The sequence below is a fragment of the Butyrivibrio sp. MC2021 genome, assembly GCF_000621605.1.
In the GTDB taxonomy this organism is placed as follows: Bacteria; Bacillota; Clostridia; order Lachnospirales; family Lachnospiraceae; genus Butyrivibrio.
Genome location: NZ_KK211316.1, coordinates 71,961 through 92,003, shown reverse-complemented (window position 1 = coordinate 92,003; position 20,043 = coordinate 71,961). Strand labels below are relative to the sequence as shown.

The following is a 20,043-nucleotide window of genomic DNA, read 5'->3' as shown; positions in this document are numbered from 1 at the left end:
CCTCTCAGGTAATCTGATCCAGGAAAACTTCCTCAAGGGATTTTTCGCCCACAAGCTCTTCCATGGTGCCTTGAGAAATTATCTTTCCTTCCTTGATGATAGCTACCTTGTTGCAGAGCTTTTCTGCTACATCCAGTACATGTGTGGAGAAAAATACAGCCGAGCCGCGTTTGCACATGTCGTGCATTATTTCCTTGAGCATATATGCGGCCTTGGGATCCAGTCCTACGAAGGGCTCATCCATGACCATAAGCTTGGGCTCATGTATAAGAGCGGATATAATGGCAACCTTCTGCTTCATGCCGTGGGAGTATGATGAAATCGGATCGCCCAAAGCATCTGTTATTTCAAGTTTGCCGGCATACTCGTCTATTCTCGCCTTTCTGTCGGCGCTGCTGACACCAAAAAGATCAGCGATGAAATTTAGGTACTGCATTCCCGTAAGATTCTCGTACAGATCCGGGTTATCAGGAATATAAGCGGTCAAACGCTTGCACTCCAGGGGCTCATTTTTGACAGAATGGCCGTCTATGTAGATCTCGCCTTCGGAAAAATCAAGAACTCCAACAATAGCTCTGATGGTAGTGCTCTTTCCTGCTCCGTTATGGCCGATAAAGCCGTAGATATCGCCGCTTTCCACCGTAAGAGAAATATTGTCGGCGGCCTTCTTGGCTCCGTTGTATGACTTGGAATAATTATCAATTTTCAGTATGCTCATGATCTTTATCCTCCTGATATCATAATGATATCATTTTTATTCTTTTTGTCAACATCCCGATTTTTCATATTCGGCAAATTAAAAAAGCGCCTTGCCAAAAAGCAAAGCGCCACCGTTCATTTAAGACCATTTCTGTATTGTGATGAATATCCTTTCTCTATCGGCGTTTTCTGAAGCACTCCTGACACATGGTGAATCTGTAGGACCATTTCAGCCTTTTACCGCAACATACGCAGGTTTTCATGCTGAGTTTCTGCATATCGAGGATTTCAAAGATTTTCTCCGAAATCTGTCTCTTGACCTCAAGAATCGGCTCCAGGTCCCCCTCTTCGCTGAATACCCTGACGAAGTTATATAGAAAATCGTATACTGTACTGGCTGTTTCAAGCAGCTGCAGAGCCTGCTTGGAAGTCATATCTATATCCAAAGGGTTGTATTGGGCCATAGTCTCGTTGAGCATCACAGGCCTGTCTTTCACCAGGTCCTTGTAATAGCCGGTGTAGATCTGGAAAAGCTCTTTATTATCAATATTCATGGGCATCTTGATGAAAGTCCTGATAAGCTCCCTGTTATCTTCAATCTGCTCCAGGGCCTGCGCTATCTTGATCTTCTCATCAATATCGCCTTTATCATAGTAATCTGCGGCGGGAATCCGATTCCACATCTCAAGAATGGTGGATACCTTGCCGTCCTTTTCAAGAAACTCCTCAGGAATGTTGATCATTGCCTTATTTACAGGAATGGACCTGTGAGTCAGCAGCGTCGCTATCTGATCATAGTCATAGTAAGAAGTAACATAGCCCACATCATACAAGCCGTATCTTCCGGCTCTTCCGGCGATCTGCTTGACCTCAGAGGAAGTCAGCATGCGCTCTTTCACTCCGTCAAACTTGGTGGTCTGTAAAAAAACTATCCTGTTGATAGGAAGATTCATCCCCATGCCGATGGCATCTGTGGCAACCACCACGTCTGTTGTGCCCTCCGCAAATTTACCGGCTTCTCTGTGCCTTACATCATAAGGAAGAGAACCATAAATAATACTGCATTTTACGCCAATGTTCTGAAGCTCTGCCGCAACGCCATGAACATCTTTTCTGGAAAAGACAATGAGCGCATCTCCCTTTTTAACATCCTCGGGGAATCTGAAATCCGTGGCCTCAGCGTCCATCTCCAGGGGTGTTTTTCTCTCATGGTACATAACTTCCATGGTATCCTTGCAGGAAGTGATCATTCTGACCAGAATCTTCTCCGCATCAGGAGAAGCACATATATGAATCCTCTTAGCTCTGAGCCCAAGGATCGCATTAGTCCAGGAGCCGCCTCGCTGTCGATCCGCCACCATCTGGGCTTCATCTATAACAGCCACGTCCCACTCTTCCCTGAGGTCCATCATCTCAATGGTTGAGGCCTGATGGAAGGATCCGGGCATAAGAATACGCTCTTCTCCCGTGATCATGGAGCAGGGGCAGCCCTCTTTGTTCATTCTCTCATACTGTTCATAGGCCAGAAGACGAAGGGGAGCCAGATAAATACCGCTCTCAGCTGCCTTAAGATCCTCAATGGCCTGATAGGTCTTACCGGAATTGGTAGGCCCTATATGAAGAATAAAATGCCTTTCCATCTTCCTTGTAAGCGGAAAAAGCTCGGTATAATCATCAGGAGTTGAAGTCTGTATGCTTTCATACAACAGCTTCTTGGCCGCCATAGTCTTTTTTAATCTGTATGCAATTCTGGGATAATGGGGATTCTGTTCGATCTGCTCATAGACAATAAGTTCCGAAAGCCTGTCCCTGACATAGTCAATGATCTGCCTGTTTTTCTTGGAATCCCTCAGATAGTCCAGGATAAGCCTTGATGCAACACGTTCGCTACAGGCTACGGTGAAGCTCACCAGGGGCATGTTATCGCAGTTTAAAATAACACTGTATATCACATGACCATAAGAAGGCATCATTTCCTTCATCATGGTATTATTCATTTTTTTCGGAAGGGTATCACAAAATTTTTCGATATTGCTGCCGTTGAGTTCCTGCTTATGAACCACTCCGAAAGCGTTTCGGGTGGTTATAAATATTCTCTCCTGCGCCAACACGTCAAGAAAAGCATCATAGACCGCTCTTTCCACGTCCCTATGATGCTTATTCCAGTATTCATTAAATTCATCCTCAGGAAAAAGCAGCGCCGCCTTGGCTTTTTCACGCTTTTCCTTCGCTTTTCTTGATCTGAAATGGGGATGATGTTTCATTATCTTTCCTTGCCGTAGAAGAACAGACCTAACATATCAGGGCCTACATGGGCTCCGGAAAAGGGCTCATGCTGCGCTATGGTTACCGGCACACCGGGTGTGACCTCAAGCACCATGTCTCTCAGGGCTTCCGCATCCTGCAGACAATCACCATGAGAAATGCACACATACTGATCCGGAATATCCATTACTTTTTCTTCGTATTTTTTTACCAGTGTACGTATAGCCTGGCTGCGGCCTCTGGCCTTAACACAGGAAACAATATGGCCTGTATGATCTCCGTATAAAATTGGCTTGATGTTGAGAACATTACCGATGGTTGACGCAACGCCGCTGACACGGCCGGTTCTTCTGAGAAAATTAAGGTCTCCCACAGTAAAGTACTGACACATGTGAGGTACATCCTCGTCAAGAAGCCTTGCCGCTTCTCTTACATCAACGCCCTCTCTTGCAAGCTTGGCACCGCGAAAGGCTAAAATTCCGTTACCAAAGCCGCATCCGTGTGAATCAACAATATGAATAAATCTGTCGGGAAATTCCTCTGTAAGCTCCTCGGCTGCGATTCTGGCTGCGTTATAAGTTCCGCTGATGCCGGAACTCATGGAAATATAGATAATATCCTGTCCCTGCTCGAGAACAGGTCTGAAAGTAGTCTCAAATAAATGTGTATTCAAAAGAGAAGTCTTTGCGACCTTGCCATTCCTTAAATCTTCGTAAAAAGCGTGTCCATCAAAATGATCAATATCCCCTGAATATGTTTGTGGAACATCATCCAATAAATACTCATTCGGGATCAGCTGTATGCCATCCAGCATCTCCTTAGGAAGATTCGCACATCCATCTGCGAATACCACAAAACTGTAACTCATAAAAAACCTCCACCTAAACTTTTATATACCATAACACAATCACGTGTGTAATGTCTTTAAATATTTTTTATTCTCATACATAGCAACATCTGCTCTTTCAAAAACACTTGCTACGCTTCTTTCTCCCTGGTAGCGCGCCATCCCCCCTGCAATAACCACGCTTCCGCTATCAATATTCTTGCTGTTTCTCTCCTCAAGCCTTGTCATAAGCAGGTCGATATTCTTGTAATCCCGCCCCTGACAAATAACCGCAAACTCATCTCCACCAACCCTGAATACCGGACTGTGTCTGAAAATTCCGCAGATGATAGAGCAACCCATTTTGATAAATTCATCCCCGGCCTGATGACCTAAGGTATCATTGACTGCTTTAAGGCCGTTAAGATCCAGAACTGCCAGCGCAAATTCCGGTGCCTGATCCTCAGCGATCATGTTGTTGAGCTGCATTTCAACATCAACATAGGCATGCTTATTTTTTACGCCGGTCAGAACATCAATATTTGCCTCATTTCTGGCCAGTGAAAGATTATAGATATACTCCTGATCTCTTTTAACCTGCTCATCTATATTAATGAGACCCACAATCAGCTGTGGTCGGCCTATTTCCTCGATCATTGCCGCCTTTAAGCTGATGTATATTGGTTCCTCGGACAACACGATCCTGTAATTCATGGAAAATACGCCATTTTTCTTTATCTGACTGAGTATTTTTTCCTTGGAAAAAGATGAAAGGAACACATCAAGATCTTCTAGATAAACATACCTTTTGGCATCTGCAACAGTTGCCTCAAAGAAGTCCTCTCCTTCTTTATCAATATCAAGATTCTTATAATCACTGGTAGCACTGTATTCTGTGTAGTGATTAGTCTTGGGATCCACCGTGTAAATACAGATATAATCGCCTGAAAGCGCAGTAATTCTCTTATAGGTCTTGCGCTCTTCCTTGGCTCTCTCCAGGACTTCCTGCTCCTTCATCTGAGCATCAACATTATTAACACCTATAATTATATGATTGCCCCTTGTCTTGATTCGAACAACCTTCATATTGACATAAACAGGGCCGTTTTTGCGTTTGATACGATATGTTATTGTAAAAGACCCGTGTTCATCGAGATTCTCAAGGATATTCTGCTTTGTAAAGGATCTGAGGAATACATCAAGATCTTCCTCATAGATCTGAGTCTTTGCATCTCTCCTGCTGGCATCAAAGAAGTTCTCGCCGTGTCTCTCCACCGCAAGATCCTCATAATCTTTGTCTGCACTATATTCGATAAAGGTATCATTATCCAGATTTACATAGTACAGATTAATATAATCGGAAGACAATGCCCTGGCCACATATGCATAGGTAGGCCCTGCATTGGGTATAGTATCATCAATGATTCCCAGAACCACAATGGCAAATGCAATAACACCCGTTACTGGATTGATAGCGATCCTGCGGATAAAAACATGAACGATCTTGCCACTTGTGGTTTTTTCGTCCATGACAACACGTTTTCCGTCTATTCCGCACTGCCTGAGGGCCTTCAAAAATCCGGAACCGCGTCCGTTGGACATCAGATTGTAGTCAACTTCCTTATTACTGAAAGCCTCCGGCAAAGTCTTGTTCAGAAACTCCCTATAGGTCTTGTTACATCTAACCAATCTGATCGAAGTCTGGCCGGTTTCAAGAATAGCCATAGGCATTGTGTCAAAATAGTCCTGCAAGGTCTCATCATCTTCAATGGATATGGACATATCGTAAAGATTAACCTTGCCGATAGAGGTATAATAATCAGATTCCAGGGGATTCTCAAAGCCTATCAGTTCACCCTTTCTACTGCGTTCCAATATGCCCTCCAGAAGAAGCGGCTTGCTGTAGAAGTACCCCTGAAGCTTGGTACATCCGACTTCTATAAGAAACTCAGCCTGCTCCTGTGTTTCGACGCCCTCGGCAATAATATCGATTCCAAGGCCGCTGACCATCCTGATAACTCCAACAAGAATGATCTTACAGGACTCAGAGTCCTTAAGACTCTCCATATATTTCATATTCAATTTGACAGCATCATAATGAAGGTCCTCAAGAACCTCCATGGCAGAAAAGCCGATTCCAAAATCATCCATCCAGACCTTGAAGCCCAGCTCCTGAAACCGCTCAATCTGCTCCTTCATAAATGCAAAGTCATTACCGATGATGCTCTCTTTTATCTCAATAATGAGCTTATCCCGGCCAATGCCCGCTGCATCCACCCTGGACCGTATTTCCTCAACCATGTCGCAGGCATCAAAATCTTCTCTGGAAAGGTTAATGGATTCAGAGACCACATACAAACCTTCCTCTGCCTGCTTTTTCATCTTGTTCATAAGATTATCTACAATATACAGATCAAGCTTATGAATAAGTCCTGCCTCTTCAAGAACCCGAATAAAACACTCGGCGTCCATGATTCCAATAACAGGATCGCACCATCTTGCAAGGGCTTCCTCGTCGCTGACCATGCCATTGGCCGCACGAATAATAGGCTGGTTATACACCTGTATCCAGCCTTCCCTAAGGGCCTTGTCAAAATTATCAAGGACATATTCCCTATCGTCTTCATTTATGGGGGCTATATAATCTCGCTGATATTTTCCCATGGATGAACCTCGACGTAAACTACCGGAGAAACATAGTTATCAACATATCCTCAATATATATTATACTACATCCGAACATTTTTTTATTATAATAAATTTATAAATGGTTTATACCGTCAACAGATATTCGTCACAATTATGGTATAACATATTCTTCATACACGGAGGACAAGGCTATGGAGAATATCAGACCTTCAGATAACGATTACATCAGAAATTCATCAAAGAAAGTAGTTGAGACTGTTAATTGCAACGGCAGATATGTGGACGCTTCTACAATCCGAAACAAGCTCATATCCACCTCAATTGCGGTGGTTGCCGTTATTTCAATAGGAATATTGATTCTGTTGTAAAAAAAGCTCTTATCATAACGATAAGAGCTTTTACTGTTTATATTTATTTCGCATCACCCTGGCCGCTTTCCTGCAGCTTCTTGATGCCCTCTATGGCAGTTTTGTAGATCATCGCCATATGTCTGGAGGCCGGATCACTCATGTCGCATTTATTCTGCATCATCTTAAAATGCTGAGTCGCTTCCTCAATAACACTCTTGGAAATAACATATCCGTCGCAATACAAAGTACCTGTTTCAGGATCATATCTTGATTCCTCAAATCTGGTCTTCGCATAATCTCCAGCTCCCATGCTGGCGGCCAACTGATTAATAAGATCGCTTCTTGAGTCTGCCATATATGCCTCCTTCTAGTGTTTTTTACTATATTGAGCTATGGATAAATTATAACATACAGGCATGAAATCAATTATTAAATGAGTTTAAAAATTTTTGGTAAGAGTAAGAATATTCTTGCCGTCAAGCCACTCATAACTCATGTCGTCCATGGTCTTTTTGACCATAAAAATACCAAGGCCGCCTATTTCTCTCTCCTCTGCGGACAGAGAAACATCCGGATCTTCCTTTTTCAAGGGATCGTAAGGTACGCCTTCATCAATAAAAGTTATCACAACCCTTTCCGGATCGGTCTCGTGATTTATTCTTATCAACGCATCACCTGTCCCGGAACCGTAGGCATAACTGGCAATGTTCACAAAAATCTCTTCAACAGCCACATCCAGCTGCATCTGAAGTTTCATTGAACATCCCATGCTCTCAAGTTGCTCTTCTAAAAAGGCAATAACCTTGTCCAGATTATCGGTTTTAGCTTCAAGAATGAGCTCTTTCATTATTATCTGCCTTTTTATTCAATATTGAGAATGTCAACAAAACCTGTTACTTCAAAAATTTCATTGATCTCTTCGCTAACGTTCTTAACAATCATATTGCCCTGCTTATTCATGACCTTCTGAGCTGATAAAAGAACTCTGAGTCCCGCAGATGAAATGTACTCGAGCTTCTCCAGGTCAAAAGTAAGTGCTGTCACGCCATTGAGGGCAGTCTTAAGTTCATCATCAAGACTAGGTGCTGTTGTAGTATCAAGTCTTCCCTCCAGTGCAATTGTAAGAGCCTCTCCGTTTAATGTCTTGTTGATTGTCATGTTTTCTCTCCTCTCATAAATCTTCCCTGCTTTGCTATCAGTTTCCCTTAAGCTCGCAGGTTATAGTCATATCTACAACATTTCTCTGTACGCCCACCTTAACATCCTTTGCAAGACTCGCCACAATGGATTTTTCCAGTTCATCCCAGGCTTCCTTGGCAGCATTACTGCTCTCCGCCGCAGTTTCGAGGGACGTCCTGTATTCATACAGAGACCAAGCCAGTGCACTCTCTTCTATACCGTCCATGCTACCGGATATACCCATTGTACCATAATCAATGTAACCGCCGCCATATTCCTGCTGAAGTTTGCATACATTCTCGTAACTCAAAAGCCCATTTTCAATGATATCGGCGATTTTTCCCATAAATCCTTTGGCTTTGGCATTGGTTTTTTCTGTAGAAACTTCAATAAGTTCCTTTTTCTGTTCCAAATCTATGTCTTCGGCTTTGATAGTGAGAAAAATGCTTGCTTCCTTATCGTTATCTTTGGCGAACCAGATAACAGCTTCGTAATCACCGGTCATAGCCTTGACCATTCCAAGGGTTTCTTCTGTAAGTAGTCTCAGATGAAGACTGTCGCGCTTTGCAAGACCAAGTTCGCCGATCCAGCCTCCTATCCTGTTCAGGGAATCATAACTGATAATGTACTTGTCTGTAATTTTCTGATAATTCTCCATCCCTACCTCCTATCACAAAGTCTATGCTAATTATAGTTTATTTTTTAACTAAATCATAGTTGTTGATTACTAACAAGTTCATAAAATTTTTCTTTACGGGCCATAAGTTCCTCATAAGTTCCCTCCTCCGCAATTTTCCCGTCGGAAAGGACCATGATCCTATTGCAGTTCCTTATGGTCGAAAGCCTGTGAGCCACCACAATCCTGGTGCATTTAAGATTGTCCAGGGCATCGGATACCTTTTTCTGTGTGATATTGTCCAGGGCACTGGTCGCTTCGTCAAAAATGAGGATTCTGGGCTTTGGCGCTATTGCTCTGGCAATAAGTATTCTCTGCTTCTGACCACCGGAGATGACTCCCTGACCATCCGAAACAACAGTGTGCATACCCATGGGCATAGCCCGTATATCGTCTGCTATTCCTGCTATTTCAGCTGCTTCCCAGGCTTCCTCCTCAGTGAGGTTGTCCGCTGCTATTGCTATATTTTCATAAATACTTCCGTAAAAAAGTTTTCCCTCCTGCAAAACGGTTCCAATCTTTCTTCTGAGGGACCTGATATCCACTTTGGTAATATCTCTTCCGTCAATGTAAACTGCCCCCTTCTGGGCCCGCTCAAAACCAAGGATCAGTCTTACCAGCGTTGACTTTCCGCAGCCTGTCTTACCAACAATCGCCACATAGTCACCGGGCTTTATCTTAAGGGAAAAATCTCTGAGAATATCAGGTTCTGTCTTGGAATATCTGAAGGACACCCTGTTAAACTCAATAGATCCGGTAAGGCGCTTGATTACTTCCTTATTTTCCTTGGCCTCAGGTTCAGCCTTTAGTATGGGCTCAGCAAGCTCAAAAACAGGCCGAATATCCGCTAATGACAAGGCTACTCCCGCCAAAAGCGAAAATGCTTCAAGGACATAGCCGTATACTATGCTGTAAGAGTAAAACACTGAAGCCGATACCTCACTCTTGATGGCGCAAAAATAAATAACAATCGCTCCCAAAAGAGTTATTGCTGTATTTATCACAGAATTCAGCTTTATAAATACGGGCGGGTTGTATGTAAGACTTGCCTGCTCAGCATAATGGGATGCCCACTTTGCAAAGGCTCTTCTTTCAGCCCCGGCCAGCCTGATTTTTTGAATGCCGCTTATTATGCCGTAGGTAAGACCGTATTCCGCCGCTTCCAGCTTCATCTGCTTCTTGGATATCCGGATCTGTACCAGAGCAGTAATCGAGCCCACCAAAACCGTTAATATTATGATGATCAATGAAGGTACCACCAGTACCGGTGCATATCCGAATATCTGAAATACATATATCAACGATATAATGGAAGTGATACCTACGCTTAATACAGAGGTGATCATTAGCTGGCAGATCTCTGCCACACCTCTTGCCCTCTTGGTCAGCTCACCTGCGCTATAATTCCTGAAAAATGGTGCAGGAAGGGACAAAATCCTCTGCATCACAGCACCTTCCATGGGAATAGTGACCTTCCACTTAACCCTTGCAGTTATAACTTCCTTTAGGGAGTCCAGAAAAGCTGTCATAAGGGTCGCCCCGACTATCACCAGCCCCAGGCCTATCAGCAGATTTATACTTTTATCCTTTATTACAGTTGTAGTCAGGATCAGAGTAAGATTCGGCGCTATCAGACTTATAAGCACGGTAAGTACACTGACCAGTGTAAAAATGGCCACATCATATCTCGAGATACAGCTCTTCATATAGCTCAAAAGAGCCGGTATTCCGAGCTTTCGCAGAGGCAGCGGATTATAGAAGCAATAAGCATGATCCTTCAGCTTTTTTGTGTTCTTTCCCCTGACCAGAATCTTTTTGCCACTGTTCCTGTCATAGTAAAAATATCCCGTAAACCCGATAGGAAAAAGCACCACCGGTTCTTCGGTATCCCTATAAAAAGCCAGCAAAGGTCCAAAGCTGTCCAGATACCACTTTCCCTTCAGCTCTATCCTTCGCTTCATCATACCAACATTGTTTATCGAATACTCGATCTGTTTTAAGGGATCTGTTACAAAAGTGGGAATCGGCACAGGTTTATGGCCGTAGAAAGCAAAAATCTCCTCAAGGGCCGACTGAATGGTATACTTTCCCCCCTGACTTTTTGCTTTACTCTTTACCCCCAGAACCTGTCTGTTGATCTTCTCATAGGAGTCATTGTAAAGATCTTCATCGCTTTTATTTCGTTGTCTTATCTGATCGTCAAAAAAGCCCACTGACCTTACACTCCTTCACTTGAAACAAGTCTTTTGTAGTATCCGTCCTCTGCCATGAGCTGATCATGGGTTCCGCTCTCGGTAATAACACCGCTGTCCAAAACAATGATATTGTCGCAGTCTCTTATGGTAGAGACCCTGTGCGCAATAATAACAAGAGTTATTCCGCGTTCCTTAATGGCCCTGATCACATCCTGCTCTGTCTTTGCATCAAGAGCACTGGTGGCCTCATCCAGAATTATTATTGAGGGATCCATGGCCAAAACTCTGGCTATTTCAAGTCTCTGCCTCTGACCGCCGGAAAGCTCTTTTCCGCCCTCCGTCAAAACATATTGATACCCGCCGTTCTTTTGCATGATATCATCATGAACCTGGGCATCTCTGGCCGCCAGAATGACCTCAAAATCCTGAATGGAAGAATCCCACATCTTGATATTGTTTTCGATGGTATCGGCAAAAATCGTGATCTCCTGGTCCACCACTGCCAAAGAACCGGTAAGTACGCCTCTGTCAATCTCACCGATTGACTTTCCGTCAAAGAGGATCTCCCCGCTCCAGGGCTTAAATAACCCGGACATAAGCCTGGACACGGTGGATTTGCCGCTTCCGCTGCTTCCTACTATGGCGATCCTCTGTCCCTTTTTGACAGATAGAGAAAAATCGTCAATTATGGGCGGAGAAAGCCTCGAGTAGCCGAAAGTTACATTTTTAATCTCTATATTGCCGGATAATTTTTCGTGTTCACCGTTTTGGGTTATAAACTCCCTATCCGCATACTCATCGGTGCTGTAATTCATTACATCATCTATTCGTTCCATCCTGGCGCGCATCTGCTGAAGATTGGCCCCGGTATCCATCATTTTCTGGGCAGGGCTCAGGAAATTACCCATAATTCCCTGGAACGTACTGATCATACCAAGTGTAAACTGATCGTTCATGGTCAGATACACACCAAGAAAGAGCACAAACAGGTTGGCTATCTGCGCAATATAAACCGGAATCTGTCCCAGATATGTATTGATCCTTAAAAAGATAACCTCTTTGTCATCAAAATCCGCCTTGATATCGGACCATTTCTCAAAATAACCGTTCTCAGCCCCACTTCCCTTGATGGTTTCAATCATGCTGATTCCTGAAATAGTGGCAGTTTCAAGCTTTCCGTTATCCAAAAGAAGGCCTCTTATGACATTTTCCTTTTTTCTCGAAACATACATGGTCACAAGGCTGTTTATAACAGCAGTTATTATTCCGACCGCCGCCAGCAGTGCTGAGCTTCGGATCATTATTACCATATAGACCACCATCATTATGCTGTTCAGGCACAGAGGTGCCAGAGTATTGACCATGGTCTTGGCGATCTGTTCATTGGCGGATTGTCTAAGAAGGATGTCTCCGGCGGTTCGCTGGGAAAAGAATTCCATGGGCATATTAAGAACCTTCCACAAAAACGAAGTACTGCCGTTTACAGCAAGCTTTCCGTCGATCTTTAGCGAGTAAACGGCGTTTACCCATTCAACGGCAATCTCCAGCACCGCCAGCAGTATCAGAAGAATCATGAAGGAATCTGCTGTCCCATAATTCTTTTTTGTCAGATATTCGTCGATAACATGTCCCTTTATGATAGGTGTGATAATTGTAAAAAGATATGCAAAAATAGCCATCGTTGTGGTGAACACAACGGCTCCCGCAGCGCCTTTAAGCCTTTCCGAAGCGTACTTCAGGATGCTCTTTCGCTTTCCTCCGGGCGCAAACTCTGCCGTAGGTTCAAACATAAGAGCAATTCCGGTAAAGGATTTTTCAAATTCACTAAGAGAAACCGAGGTCTCCCCCTTGGCGGGGTCACAAATAAGAGCTTTACCCTTGGAAAAGCCCTCCAAAACCACAAAATGGTTATAATCCCAATGAATTATGCATGGAAAAGAACCTTCTTCCATGATAGAAGAAGGTGTGAATTTAAAGCCTCCGGCTTCAAGTCCGTATTTTCTGGCAGCAATCAGAATATTTTTGGCATTGGATCCGTCCCTGGATACTCCGCAGTCTATTCGGAGCTGTTCTAGAGTTACCCACCTGCCGTAATAGGCCAATATCATCGAAAGGCAGGCCGCCCCACACTCCAGGGCCTCCATCTGTATCACCACCGGAACTTTGACTCTGCTTTTTTTCCTCACAGAAGCTTAGCCCCCCTACGCAAGCAATCTCTGTAATGTTCCAAGCGCCTCTCTATGCCTCAATTTGGTAATTCCATAGGAAAGTGACATCTTTTCTGCCACTTCCTGAAGCGTAAAGCCTTTATAATATCTGAGAACTATGATGTCCATCTGCTCCCTGGGAAGCTCCTTAAGGGCATCCGCAAGGGCATCCAGCCCTTCCTTGTCCAGATAATCCTCTTCAATCGTACTTTTTTCATCTGACAGATCATCAGGAATCTCAGAATGAATATGATTGGTCCTGTAAAAATCTATCACTGTATTACTGGTCACGGAATAAATCCAGGTGGAAAGCCTGGATTTACTCTCATCATATGTGTCGATCTTTTCGAATATCTTTACAAAAACATCTTCACACAGATCTTCTGCGTCCGCTATTGAATTAACATGATTTCGAATATAGGCAAATACCTTATCCTTGTAATCCTTGTAAATCTGTTCCTTTGAGAACTGTTCTCCCATTTAACTTATTTCATCCCTTCATTGAAAATCCTGAGGAAGCATGATTCTTATGGATCGATTCTGGGCCCCCTATATTTTGATTCCATATCAGGTTTGTCACCTAAACTCGGATTCCCAGCAGCAGCAACAAAAGACAACTCATCATCAGAAAGAGCATTTGCCTTAGTATCAGGATATCTGGCTTCAACATCCTGGATAACTCCTGCTAACTTTTCATTTGGCTCATACTTCTGAAAATCAAATAACTTCGATATCTTCTTCTCCATAATCGACCAATCCTTTCTGTGCGACTATAATAATATTATAACCAAATATTATATTATTTCGACATATACTTTGATTTTTGTCCGACAATTCTTTCACAATCTGAATAACATTCTGGATTCGCTCATCTTCTCTTCCCTAAGGAATTTGCGCACATCCCTCGCCATGGAAAAAGTAAATGCAACATACATCCAAAAGTCTCTAAATCCATTTGATATTTTATGTTCTTTCATGGTTTTGCACCTCCATAATACCTGTTCTGCTTATTTATACGAACAAGACATCACTTGTGGCAAAAAAACTTGAAACTGCCCTTTTGTTTGTCTATTCTGTTTATATAAGCTTTTTTCGGAGGATGATCATGTACATAAGTATGAAAAAACATATATTGTCGAACTCAATCATGCTGGTAGCTGTCATCAGAATATTGGCCGCCGCTTCAGAGGGATCGGTTCGTTTTTTCATGAAAAAAAGCAGTAGTATAAGCCCTGACATGATCGACTCATACCTGTGGAACACCCAGATCATAGTATCGGTCCTGCAGATCCTCATCACCGTCACCATTTTCTTCCTGGCCTGGAAAAAACTGAATCACTACATGACTCTTATTCCCGAAAGCGACCAAAAAGAGATTGGTGAGCTCCAAAAGGAGTATCTCGGTAACAACATCGCATCTCTTTCAGTTTCATCAATAAGCCGTCTTCTGCAGCTCTGGGCTGTCATATTCGTTGGCGCAGAGTTGATATATGATTTTACCTCTGTCATGTATCGTCAGTTCATATCCATGCTCATGGATGCTTTATCCACAGGAACCGGCCTTTCAGACGGCACCTTCGTGATGCTCTATAATATGACCCACGGTTTCAAATATCTGGAAATTCTCTCAGCAATTCTTTTAGGCGTTGTAATGACAGGTATCTTCTTAAACGACAAATTTCTGAAGATCTTTTCCCTGATCATTCTTCTGCTCTTTTTACTTGCCTTCGGAGTATTCCGGATGCAGACCGTGTATCTCATGGGACGTGAGATAGGAATCGTATGGACTTCCATTATCTATCACGTCACAGAGACACTTGGACTTATCTTATTATCTTTTTATCTTGCCAATCGCTATAAAGGCTTATGATCGCCTTGCTGCTCTTCTTTCTCTTCTTGCCTTTCTTCTGTAATATACAAGGCTTGCAAAGCAGATAACTGCAAGGATCAGTGCAATAACAGCTATTATCAAAAATCTGAGTATCAGCTTGTTGACATTAACTGCTTCATAGGCAATCGCATATTCAGAGAACTTGTTGGTTCTGAATCTTATGGTCGTAGGATCATCTCCGATATCCTGAAGAACGTCCACTACTCCGTTATGATTTCTGATGACGGAGAACTTACGGCCTTCTTTTCTATACTGTTCAGGTATAGGGATTACAACCTCCAGCTCAGCTCCTGTATTATTGATGACCGAAGTTGTTCCGTTGCTGGTCTTCATTACAAGGAAATCAAAATAGCTGACAGCCTTATATCCAACCTTCTTCTGCATTATTGCTTTGGTTTCTTCATCGATGCTGTCGGTGTTCTCAGTAATATCCACATTAAAGGAAATCGGTGTACCGGTAAGAACCTGGTACTTTTCCTCGTCTGAAAGGGAAGCAACAATAACATCCTGGAAGTTAATGGCTGTAGGCTTGCTGTAATATGTTTCCACTGCTGTTTCCTGAGTATCTGCCGCATATGAATTGTTTACCGTGATCTGAAGTGTTCCATCCTCAAAAGCTTCCTTGAGCATAGGAGTAACAGCATCATCATTGATGAGCAATCTGAGAGTGTCCTCATCAAGATTATGTTTACCCATTATGCCTCCGGCATTGGACTCATGAATCTCAGACATTTCCTCCGCTTCTATGAGAGTATCATCGGCGTAATCCTCTTCCTCAAGAAGCTCTATTTCCTCATTCAACTCATCTTCAACAATCTGCTGCTCAGGAACCGCTCCCTCTGTTGCAGTATCCTTATTATATTCTGTCCAGTTCTTCTCTTTGGTATCAGTAGCAGTCTTGGTCTTCTCAGCCACTGTCTTACTGGTGGCTGCAGTGCTTGCGGCCGCAGGTTTTGATGACGCTGCCGGGGCAACCTGTTCAAAGCTTGCCACGATAGAATGTGCACCCCTTACATTGTTAAAGGTATAGCTTGCAACCGCACCTATATTCTTTCCGTCTACTGAAACAGATTTGATCCTGTAATTCTGTGCAGGTGCAATGTTAAAGGTTGCGCTTCCGCCTTCTGCGATCATGATGTCTCCGCTTGGAAGGATCGCGCCGCCCTGGTTTCCAATACCCGATGTTATTTTATATGTAGCAGCATCCTTCTTCATAAAGTTGGCTACTACATTAACATCCTGGCCAATCTTTTCAATGATATAAGTCTTATCCTTGCATACCACCTGTCCGTTGATGGTCCATCCCGTAAACTCGTATCCCTGATATGCTTCAGTGGTAAGCTTAACCTTTGAGCCCTTGTTATACTTGCCGGCACCCTCATATTTTCCTGTGTCCTGAGGATTAACCGTTACGTTTACTACACAGGTATCTCTCTTAAATACAGCAACAATGTTCCTATCGGTAGTAATATTGTTAAGTTCAAGGCTGGTTGCCTTGCTTATGGTCTTATTATCCTCAACAAAACCTTCAAAGCTGTATCCATCCTTGGCTTTTGCCGTGATGGTGGTCTTTCCGCCGTAATCCACGCTGATGCTCTTACTTACAGTTCCGCCGTCGCCGTCATTTACGGAAGTCTTTACATAGCAGGTTGCCCTTTCGAATTTGGCAACAAAGGTCTTGTCTCCGGTGATGTTGGTGAAGGTGGCTGTCTTTCTTTCAGATACAAGATTTTTGCCCTCATACCATCCAACAAAATAGTAGTTGTTATTCGGTGATGCGGAAACGGTCACGCTGTCTCCGTCTGTTACAGCTCCGCCGCCTGCTACGGCGCCGCCCTTTGATGGTTCAGCTTTTACCGAAACCATATGGTCAACGCTGGCTACGGTTACAATCGATCTGCTTACATAGGACGGATCCTGTCTTGAGGTCGCAAGAACCACAAAGGAAGATGCTGTTTCGTTCTCACCTACAGTTAAAACACCGTTTGAATTGATCTTTGTTCCGGTGCTCTGATGTTCAGTAATGGACCAGCTTACTGATGCATCATAGTCATTACCGCCATATACCCAGGCTTCAAACTGATAATTTTTTCCTCTCGGAACGGTAACAGATCCCGGAACCACCTGAATGCTTGAGATATAGGGTTCATCAGCTTTTACTGTGAGTGAAACGTTTACAACAGCCACATGATGTCTTCTGTAATCATTTCCTGAGAAAAAGGTATATGTGGCTTTGTAATTGCCTTCCGGTAAGTCAGAATCGGCATATACGAGGTATGATGCAGAGTCGCCGGGCTGCAGATAAGGCTCTTTGGAGGTCATGGCAATAGAAAAGGCCGTGGAGGAATCAACCTCCTCCCATGTGATAGGGAAGCCATTGTTTCCGATATTGACTATTGTAAAGGGCTTTGCTTCAATATACTCACCTTCATAAACCGTTCCCAGATTTATGTCGGGAGTATAGCAGGCCAGATCATAGTCAAAGGGATCCGGCTCATCTTTATCCCAGATGACATCATCATCTTCTTCCTGATCCTCCTCAGGATAGTCATCATCATAGTCATCCTGATCCTCTTCTTCATAATAAATATCTTCGCCGGGCTCCTCTTCCAAAAAGGTCTCACCCTCTTCGGCGTATACCTTGGCTATCTGCACAGCCGAAGCGCTGGTAACCAGCACGGCAATTGTCAAAATGATCGCATAAATCCTGATAAAAATATCTTGTTTCATAATTTTTCCCCTCATAAAAAAATAACAGCGCTACATCTTTATACGAAAGCAGCTACGGCTTTGGCAATGATCATTCAAGATCGTAAACCAGTGTCATATCTACCCTGTCGCCCTTTACTCCCACAAGCACATCCTTTGCGAGGCTGGCAACAATTGATTTTTCAAGTTCATCCCAAGCCTCACCGGCGCCTTCGTCTCCCCCGGAGGCGTCCATAAGTGCCTGTTTATACTCTGCCAATGACCACATAACCCCCGCATCAGCAAAGCCATCCATATTGCTGTAGACCCCCATGGCTCCGTACCCCACCATGTTAAGGCCATATTGCTGTTCAAGCTTCATAACATTGTCATAGTTCAGCAAACCGTTTTCTATGACCTCACTGACCTTGTCCATAAAGCCTTTTACAAACATATTCTTGTGCTGCTTGGATACTTCGATCAGACTCTTTTTCTTGTCCGCATCCATCTCTGTCTTGGCTGTGAGCTTTATACATGCCTCGTTCTTATATCTTTCCATATAAAGAGCTACATGATAATTTCCCACCATGGCCTGAAGCATACCAATTGTTTCTTCAAAAAGCAGCTTCATATGAAGCTTATCCTTTTTCTTCAGATCAAGATCACTGATGAGTTCTTCGGCTCTTTCAGCTATTCTCTCCTCTTCCATATGGTCGCTTTCAATAAACATATAGTCCGTTGCTTTCTGGGGAACTCTTGAGCCCACAGTGCAAAGGGCTTCTGAAAAGTCCTTGGTTACCTTCATCTGCACCTTTTCGAACTTCATGGAAATCTCGATGTCGTCCGCAAGATTTGCTACCAGAGACCTCTCGAGATCTTCCCAGGCTTCCTGAGAGTACTTATCGTCAGCCTTTTTCTTTTGAAGATCCTCCTGATATTCTTTAAGACTCCAACGCTTCTCCCCGGGAGGAGCCGCAATGAATGTTGATATCAGCTTGTCAAAAAAGCCTTCCTTTGCCCCCTCCGGAGCCAGTGACTTTAACTTTTCTCTTTGATTTGCATCAAGATTATTCTCGGCAGTCAGAGTAATATAGGCAACTCTTGAATTGCCCTCAAGCCACATCTCCACTAATTCTTCATCGAGAATCGATCCTACAAGCCTCAGGACCTCCTCAGTAAGGAGCCTGAGCCTCAATGCGTCCCTTTTCTTCATCAGGGTATCCTCTATGAATCTGTCAAGAACACGGTAAACACTTTGAAAATCAGATACATCGCCAATTCTGACGTGCTTAGACTTAAAATATCTCATTTTTCCCCCTTCTGTAATGCGCTTATCACTTAAACGATATAGTTCCCCTCATTACTGCGCTTACATAGATATAATAATCATAAAAGAAAGCCGGTCCCTTTCTCAAGACCGGCTTTCTAAAGATTTTATTAAATTTACTTTGTTATTTCCTGCTTAGCTTCCTTTTCTTTTTCTTTATGCTTTCTGTACATCTCTTCGCCTGTAACTCCCAGAAGAATTACTATGAGGAGCCACCACCAGTTCATGTGTGCTTCTTTTTCTGTAGGAACTGTTGCTGCCAGAGGAGTTGTCTCTTCATCGATAGTAACAGTTGCTTTTTTATTCTCTTCCTTTTTGGTGGTTTCTCTCTTCTCGGTAGTCTGGACTTCTGTTGTCTCGGTAAACTCTGCTTGCTCGTTCTTTTCCTCTGCGATTTCGTTTACCATGTCGATGATTGATCCAGCTGTCCATCCGGTATTCTCTCTGTTTGTTGTAAGAGTAGGTGCAAAAGCTTTGTTTTCAGCTACAACTGCTTCCGGAAGTGTTGTGAATACTATTGCGTAATCCTGAACTGTCTCGTAGGTACCTTCCTCAGGGATGTACTCGTTAAATGTGTTTTCTGTATCATTATTATCGTTCTCAGGATTTGAAGGCTTTGCGGGTTTTGAAGGCTTTGTGGGCTTTGAAGGCTGAGGATCTTCATCCTTAATCTCCTGCTCTGCTTCGTTCTCTTCCTTATTCTCTTCTTCGCTGATTTCTTCGCCTTTGCTGTCTTCGTCTTTTATCTCTTCTTCGGACTTTTCTTCTTCAGTCTGTTCTTCAGCTTTTTCTTCTTCCTTCTGCTCTTCGGCCTTTTCCTCTTCCTTCTGCTCTTCGGCCTTTTCCTCTTCCTTCTGCTCTTCGGCTTTTTCTTCTACTTTCTGCTCTTCGGCTTTCTCTTCTTCCTTCTGCTCTTCGGCTTTTTCTTCTACTTTCTGCTCTTCGGCTTTCTCTTCTTCCTTCTGTTCTTCTGTCTCTTTGTACTCTACTTTATTTTCAGGCTTCTGAGTTTCCTGAGTCTCTTCGTTGTTATTCTGAGCTTCCTGAGCCTCTTCGTTGTTGTTCTGAGCTTCCTGAGTCTCTTCGTTGTT

At 43.4% G+C, this 20,043-nt stretch carries 17 protein-coding genes and 1 pseudogene; 2 read left to right on the top strand and 16 right to left on the bottom strand.

The window, feature by feature from the left end; translation table 11 throughout:
* Positions 1-4: 4 nt before the first annotated feature.
* The 4 genes from T359_RS0118665 to T359_RS21975 all read right to left on the bottom strand — a co-directional run bounded on the left by T359_RS0118665 (position 5) and on the right by T359_RS21975 (position 6,454).
* Positions 5-712 (bottom strand): ABC transporter ATP-binding protein, encoded by a 708-nt coding sequence (locus T359_RS0118665; RefSeq protein ID WP_026518702.1) that lies wholly within the window; start codon positions 710-712, stop codon positions 5-7.
* 163 nt (positions 713-875) lie between these two features.
* Positions 876-2,963 (bottom strand): helicase-related protein, encoded by a 2,088-nt coding sequence (locus T359_RS21980; RefSeq protein ID WP_051545631.1) that lies wholly within the window; start codon positions 2,961-2,963, stop codon positions 876-878.
* On the bottom strand, positions 2,963-3,832 hold the full coding sequence (locus tag T359_RS0118655; protein WP_026518701.1) for a DegV family protein: 870 nt from the start codon (positions 3,830-3,832) through the stop codon (positions 2,963-2,965). Before T359_RS0118655 ends, T359_RS21980 begins: the two co-directional genes overlap by 1 nt.
* A gap of 39 nt (positions 3,833-3,871) precedes the next feature.
* Positions 3,872-6,454, bottom strand: coding sequence for a bifunctional diguanylate cyclase/phosphodiesterase (locus tag T359_RS21975; RefSeq protein ID WP_051545629.1), 2,583 nt, complete (start codon positions 6,452-6,454; stop codon positions 3,872-3,874).
* 176 nt (positions 6,455-6,630) lie between these two features.
* Here T359_RS21975 and T359_RS22685 point away from each other — a divergent pair, with 176 nt between their 5' ends.
* Positions 6,631-6,807, top strand: coding sequence for a hypothetical protein (locus T359_RS22685; RefSeq protein ID WP_155840190.1), 177 nt, complete (start codon positions 6,631-6,633; stop codon positions 6,805-6,807).
* Positions 6,808-6,850: 43 nt separating this feature from the next.
* Here T359_RS22685 and T359_RS0118640 read toward each other — a convergent pair whose 3' ends face one another.
* From T359_RS0118640 to T359_RS22680, 9 genes are all read right to left on the bottom strand, one after another.
* Entirely contained in the window at positions 6,851-7,144 is a 294-nt protein-coding gene (locus tag T359_RS0118640) for a hypothetical protein (protein ID WP_026518700.1), read from the bottom strand.
* Between the two features lie 84 nt (positions 7,145-7,228).
* The gene (locus T359_RS0118635) at positions 7,229-7,636 is read right to left on the bottom strand and encodes an ATP-binding protein (RefSeq protein ID WP_026518699.1); all 408 of its coding nucleotides are present in this window, start codon (positions 7,634-7,636) and stop codon (positions 7,229-7,231) included.
* Between the two features lie 14 nt (positions 7,637-7,650).
* Positions 7,651-7,947: an STAS domain-containing protein gene (locus T359_RS0118630; RefSeq protein ID WP_026518698.1), complete on the bottom strand. Its 297-nt coding sequence runs from the start codon at positions 7,945-7,947 to the stop codon at positions 7,651-7,653.
* 37 nt (positions 7,948-7,984) lie between these two features.
* The gene (locus tag T359_RS0118625; protein ID WP_026518697.1) at positions 7,985-8,626 is read right to left on the bottom strand and encodes a hypothetical protein; all 642 of its coding nucleotides are present in this window, start codon (positions 8,624-8,626) and stop codon (positions 7,985-7,987) included.
* Between the two features lie 53 nt (positions 8,627-8,679).
* Complete coding sequence (locus T359_RS0118620; protein WP_026518696.1) at positions 8,680-10,857, bottom strand: ATP-binding cassette domain-containing protein; 2,178 nt, start codon at positions 10,855-10,857, stop codon at positions 8,680-8,682.
* Between the two features lie 5 nt (positions 10,858-10,862).
* Positions 10,863-13,025, bottom strand: coding sequence for an NHLP family bacteriocin export ABC transporter peptidase/permease/ATPase subunit (locus T359_RS0118615; protein WP_026518695.1), 2,163 nt, complete (start codon positions 13,023-13,025; stop codon positions 10,863-10,865).
* A gap of 15 nt (positions 13,026-13,040) precedes the next feature.
* Positions 13,041-13,526, bottom strand: coding sequence for an RNA polymerase sigma factor (locus tag T359_RS0118610; protein ID WP_026518694.1), 486 nt, complete (start codon positions 13,524-13,526; stop codon positions 13,041-13,043).
* A 47-nt stretch (positions 13,527-13,573) separates the two neighbouring features.
* On the bottom strand, positions 13,574-13,792 hold the full coding sequence (locus T359_RS0118605) for a hypothetical protein (RefSeq protein ID WP_026518693.1): 219 nt from the start codon (positions 13,790-13,792) through the stop codon (positions 13,574-13,576).
* A 93-nt stretch (positions 13,793-13,885) separates the two neighbouring features.
* A complete protein-coding gene (locus tag T359_RS22680) occupies positions 13,886-14,023 on the bottom strand; it encodes a hypothetical protein (RefSeq protein ID WP_155840189.1) in 138 nt (45 codons plus the stop codon).
* A 128-nt stretch (positions 14,024-14,151) separates the two neighbouring features.
* On the opposite strand from T359_RS22680, the gene T359_RS0118595 reads away from it, so the two are divergent.
* A complete protein-coding gene (locus tag T359_RS0118595; protein ID WP_026518692.1) occupies positions 14,152-14,916 on the top strand; it encodes a hypothetical protein in 765 nt (254 codons plus the stop codon).
* Here the strand turns inward: T359_RS0118595 and T359_RS0118590 are convergent.
* From T359_RS0118590 to T359_RS22920, 3 genes and pseudogenes are all read right to left on the bottom strand, one after another.
* Positions 14,911-17,667, bottom strand: a complete 2,757-nt coding sequence (locus T359_RS0118590; RefSeq protein ID WP_026518691.1) for an InlB B-repeat-containing protein — start codon at positions 17,665-17,667, stop codon at positions 14,911-14,913. The two genes, T359_RS0118595 and T359_RS0118590, sit on opposite strands and share 6 nt — an antisense overlap.
* A 70-nt stretch (positions 17,668-17,737) precedes the next feature.
* A complete protein-coding gene (locus T359_RS0118585) occupies positions 17,738-18,934 on the bottom strand; it encodes a hypothetical protein (protein ID WP_026518690.1) in 1,197 nt (398 codons plus the stop codon).
* 134 nt (positions 18,935-19,068) lie between these two features.
* A pseudogene (locus tag T359_RS22920) lies at positions 19,069-20,043 on the bottom strand (hypothetical protein); the annotation flags it as partial.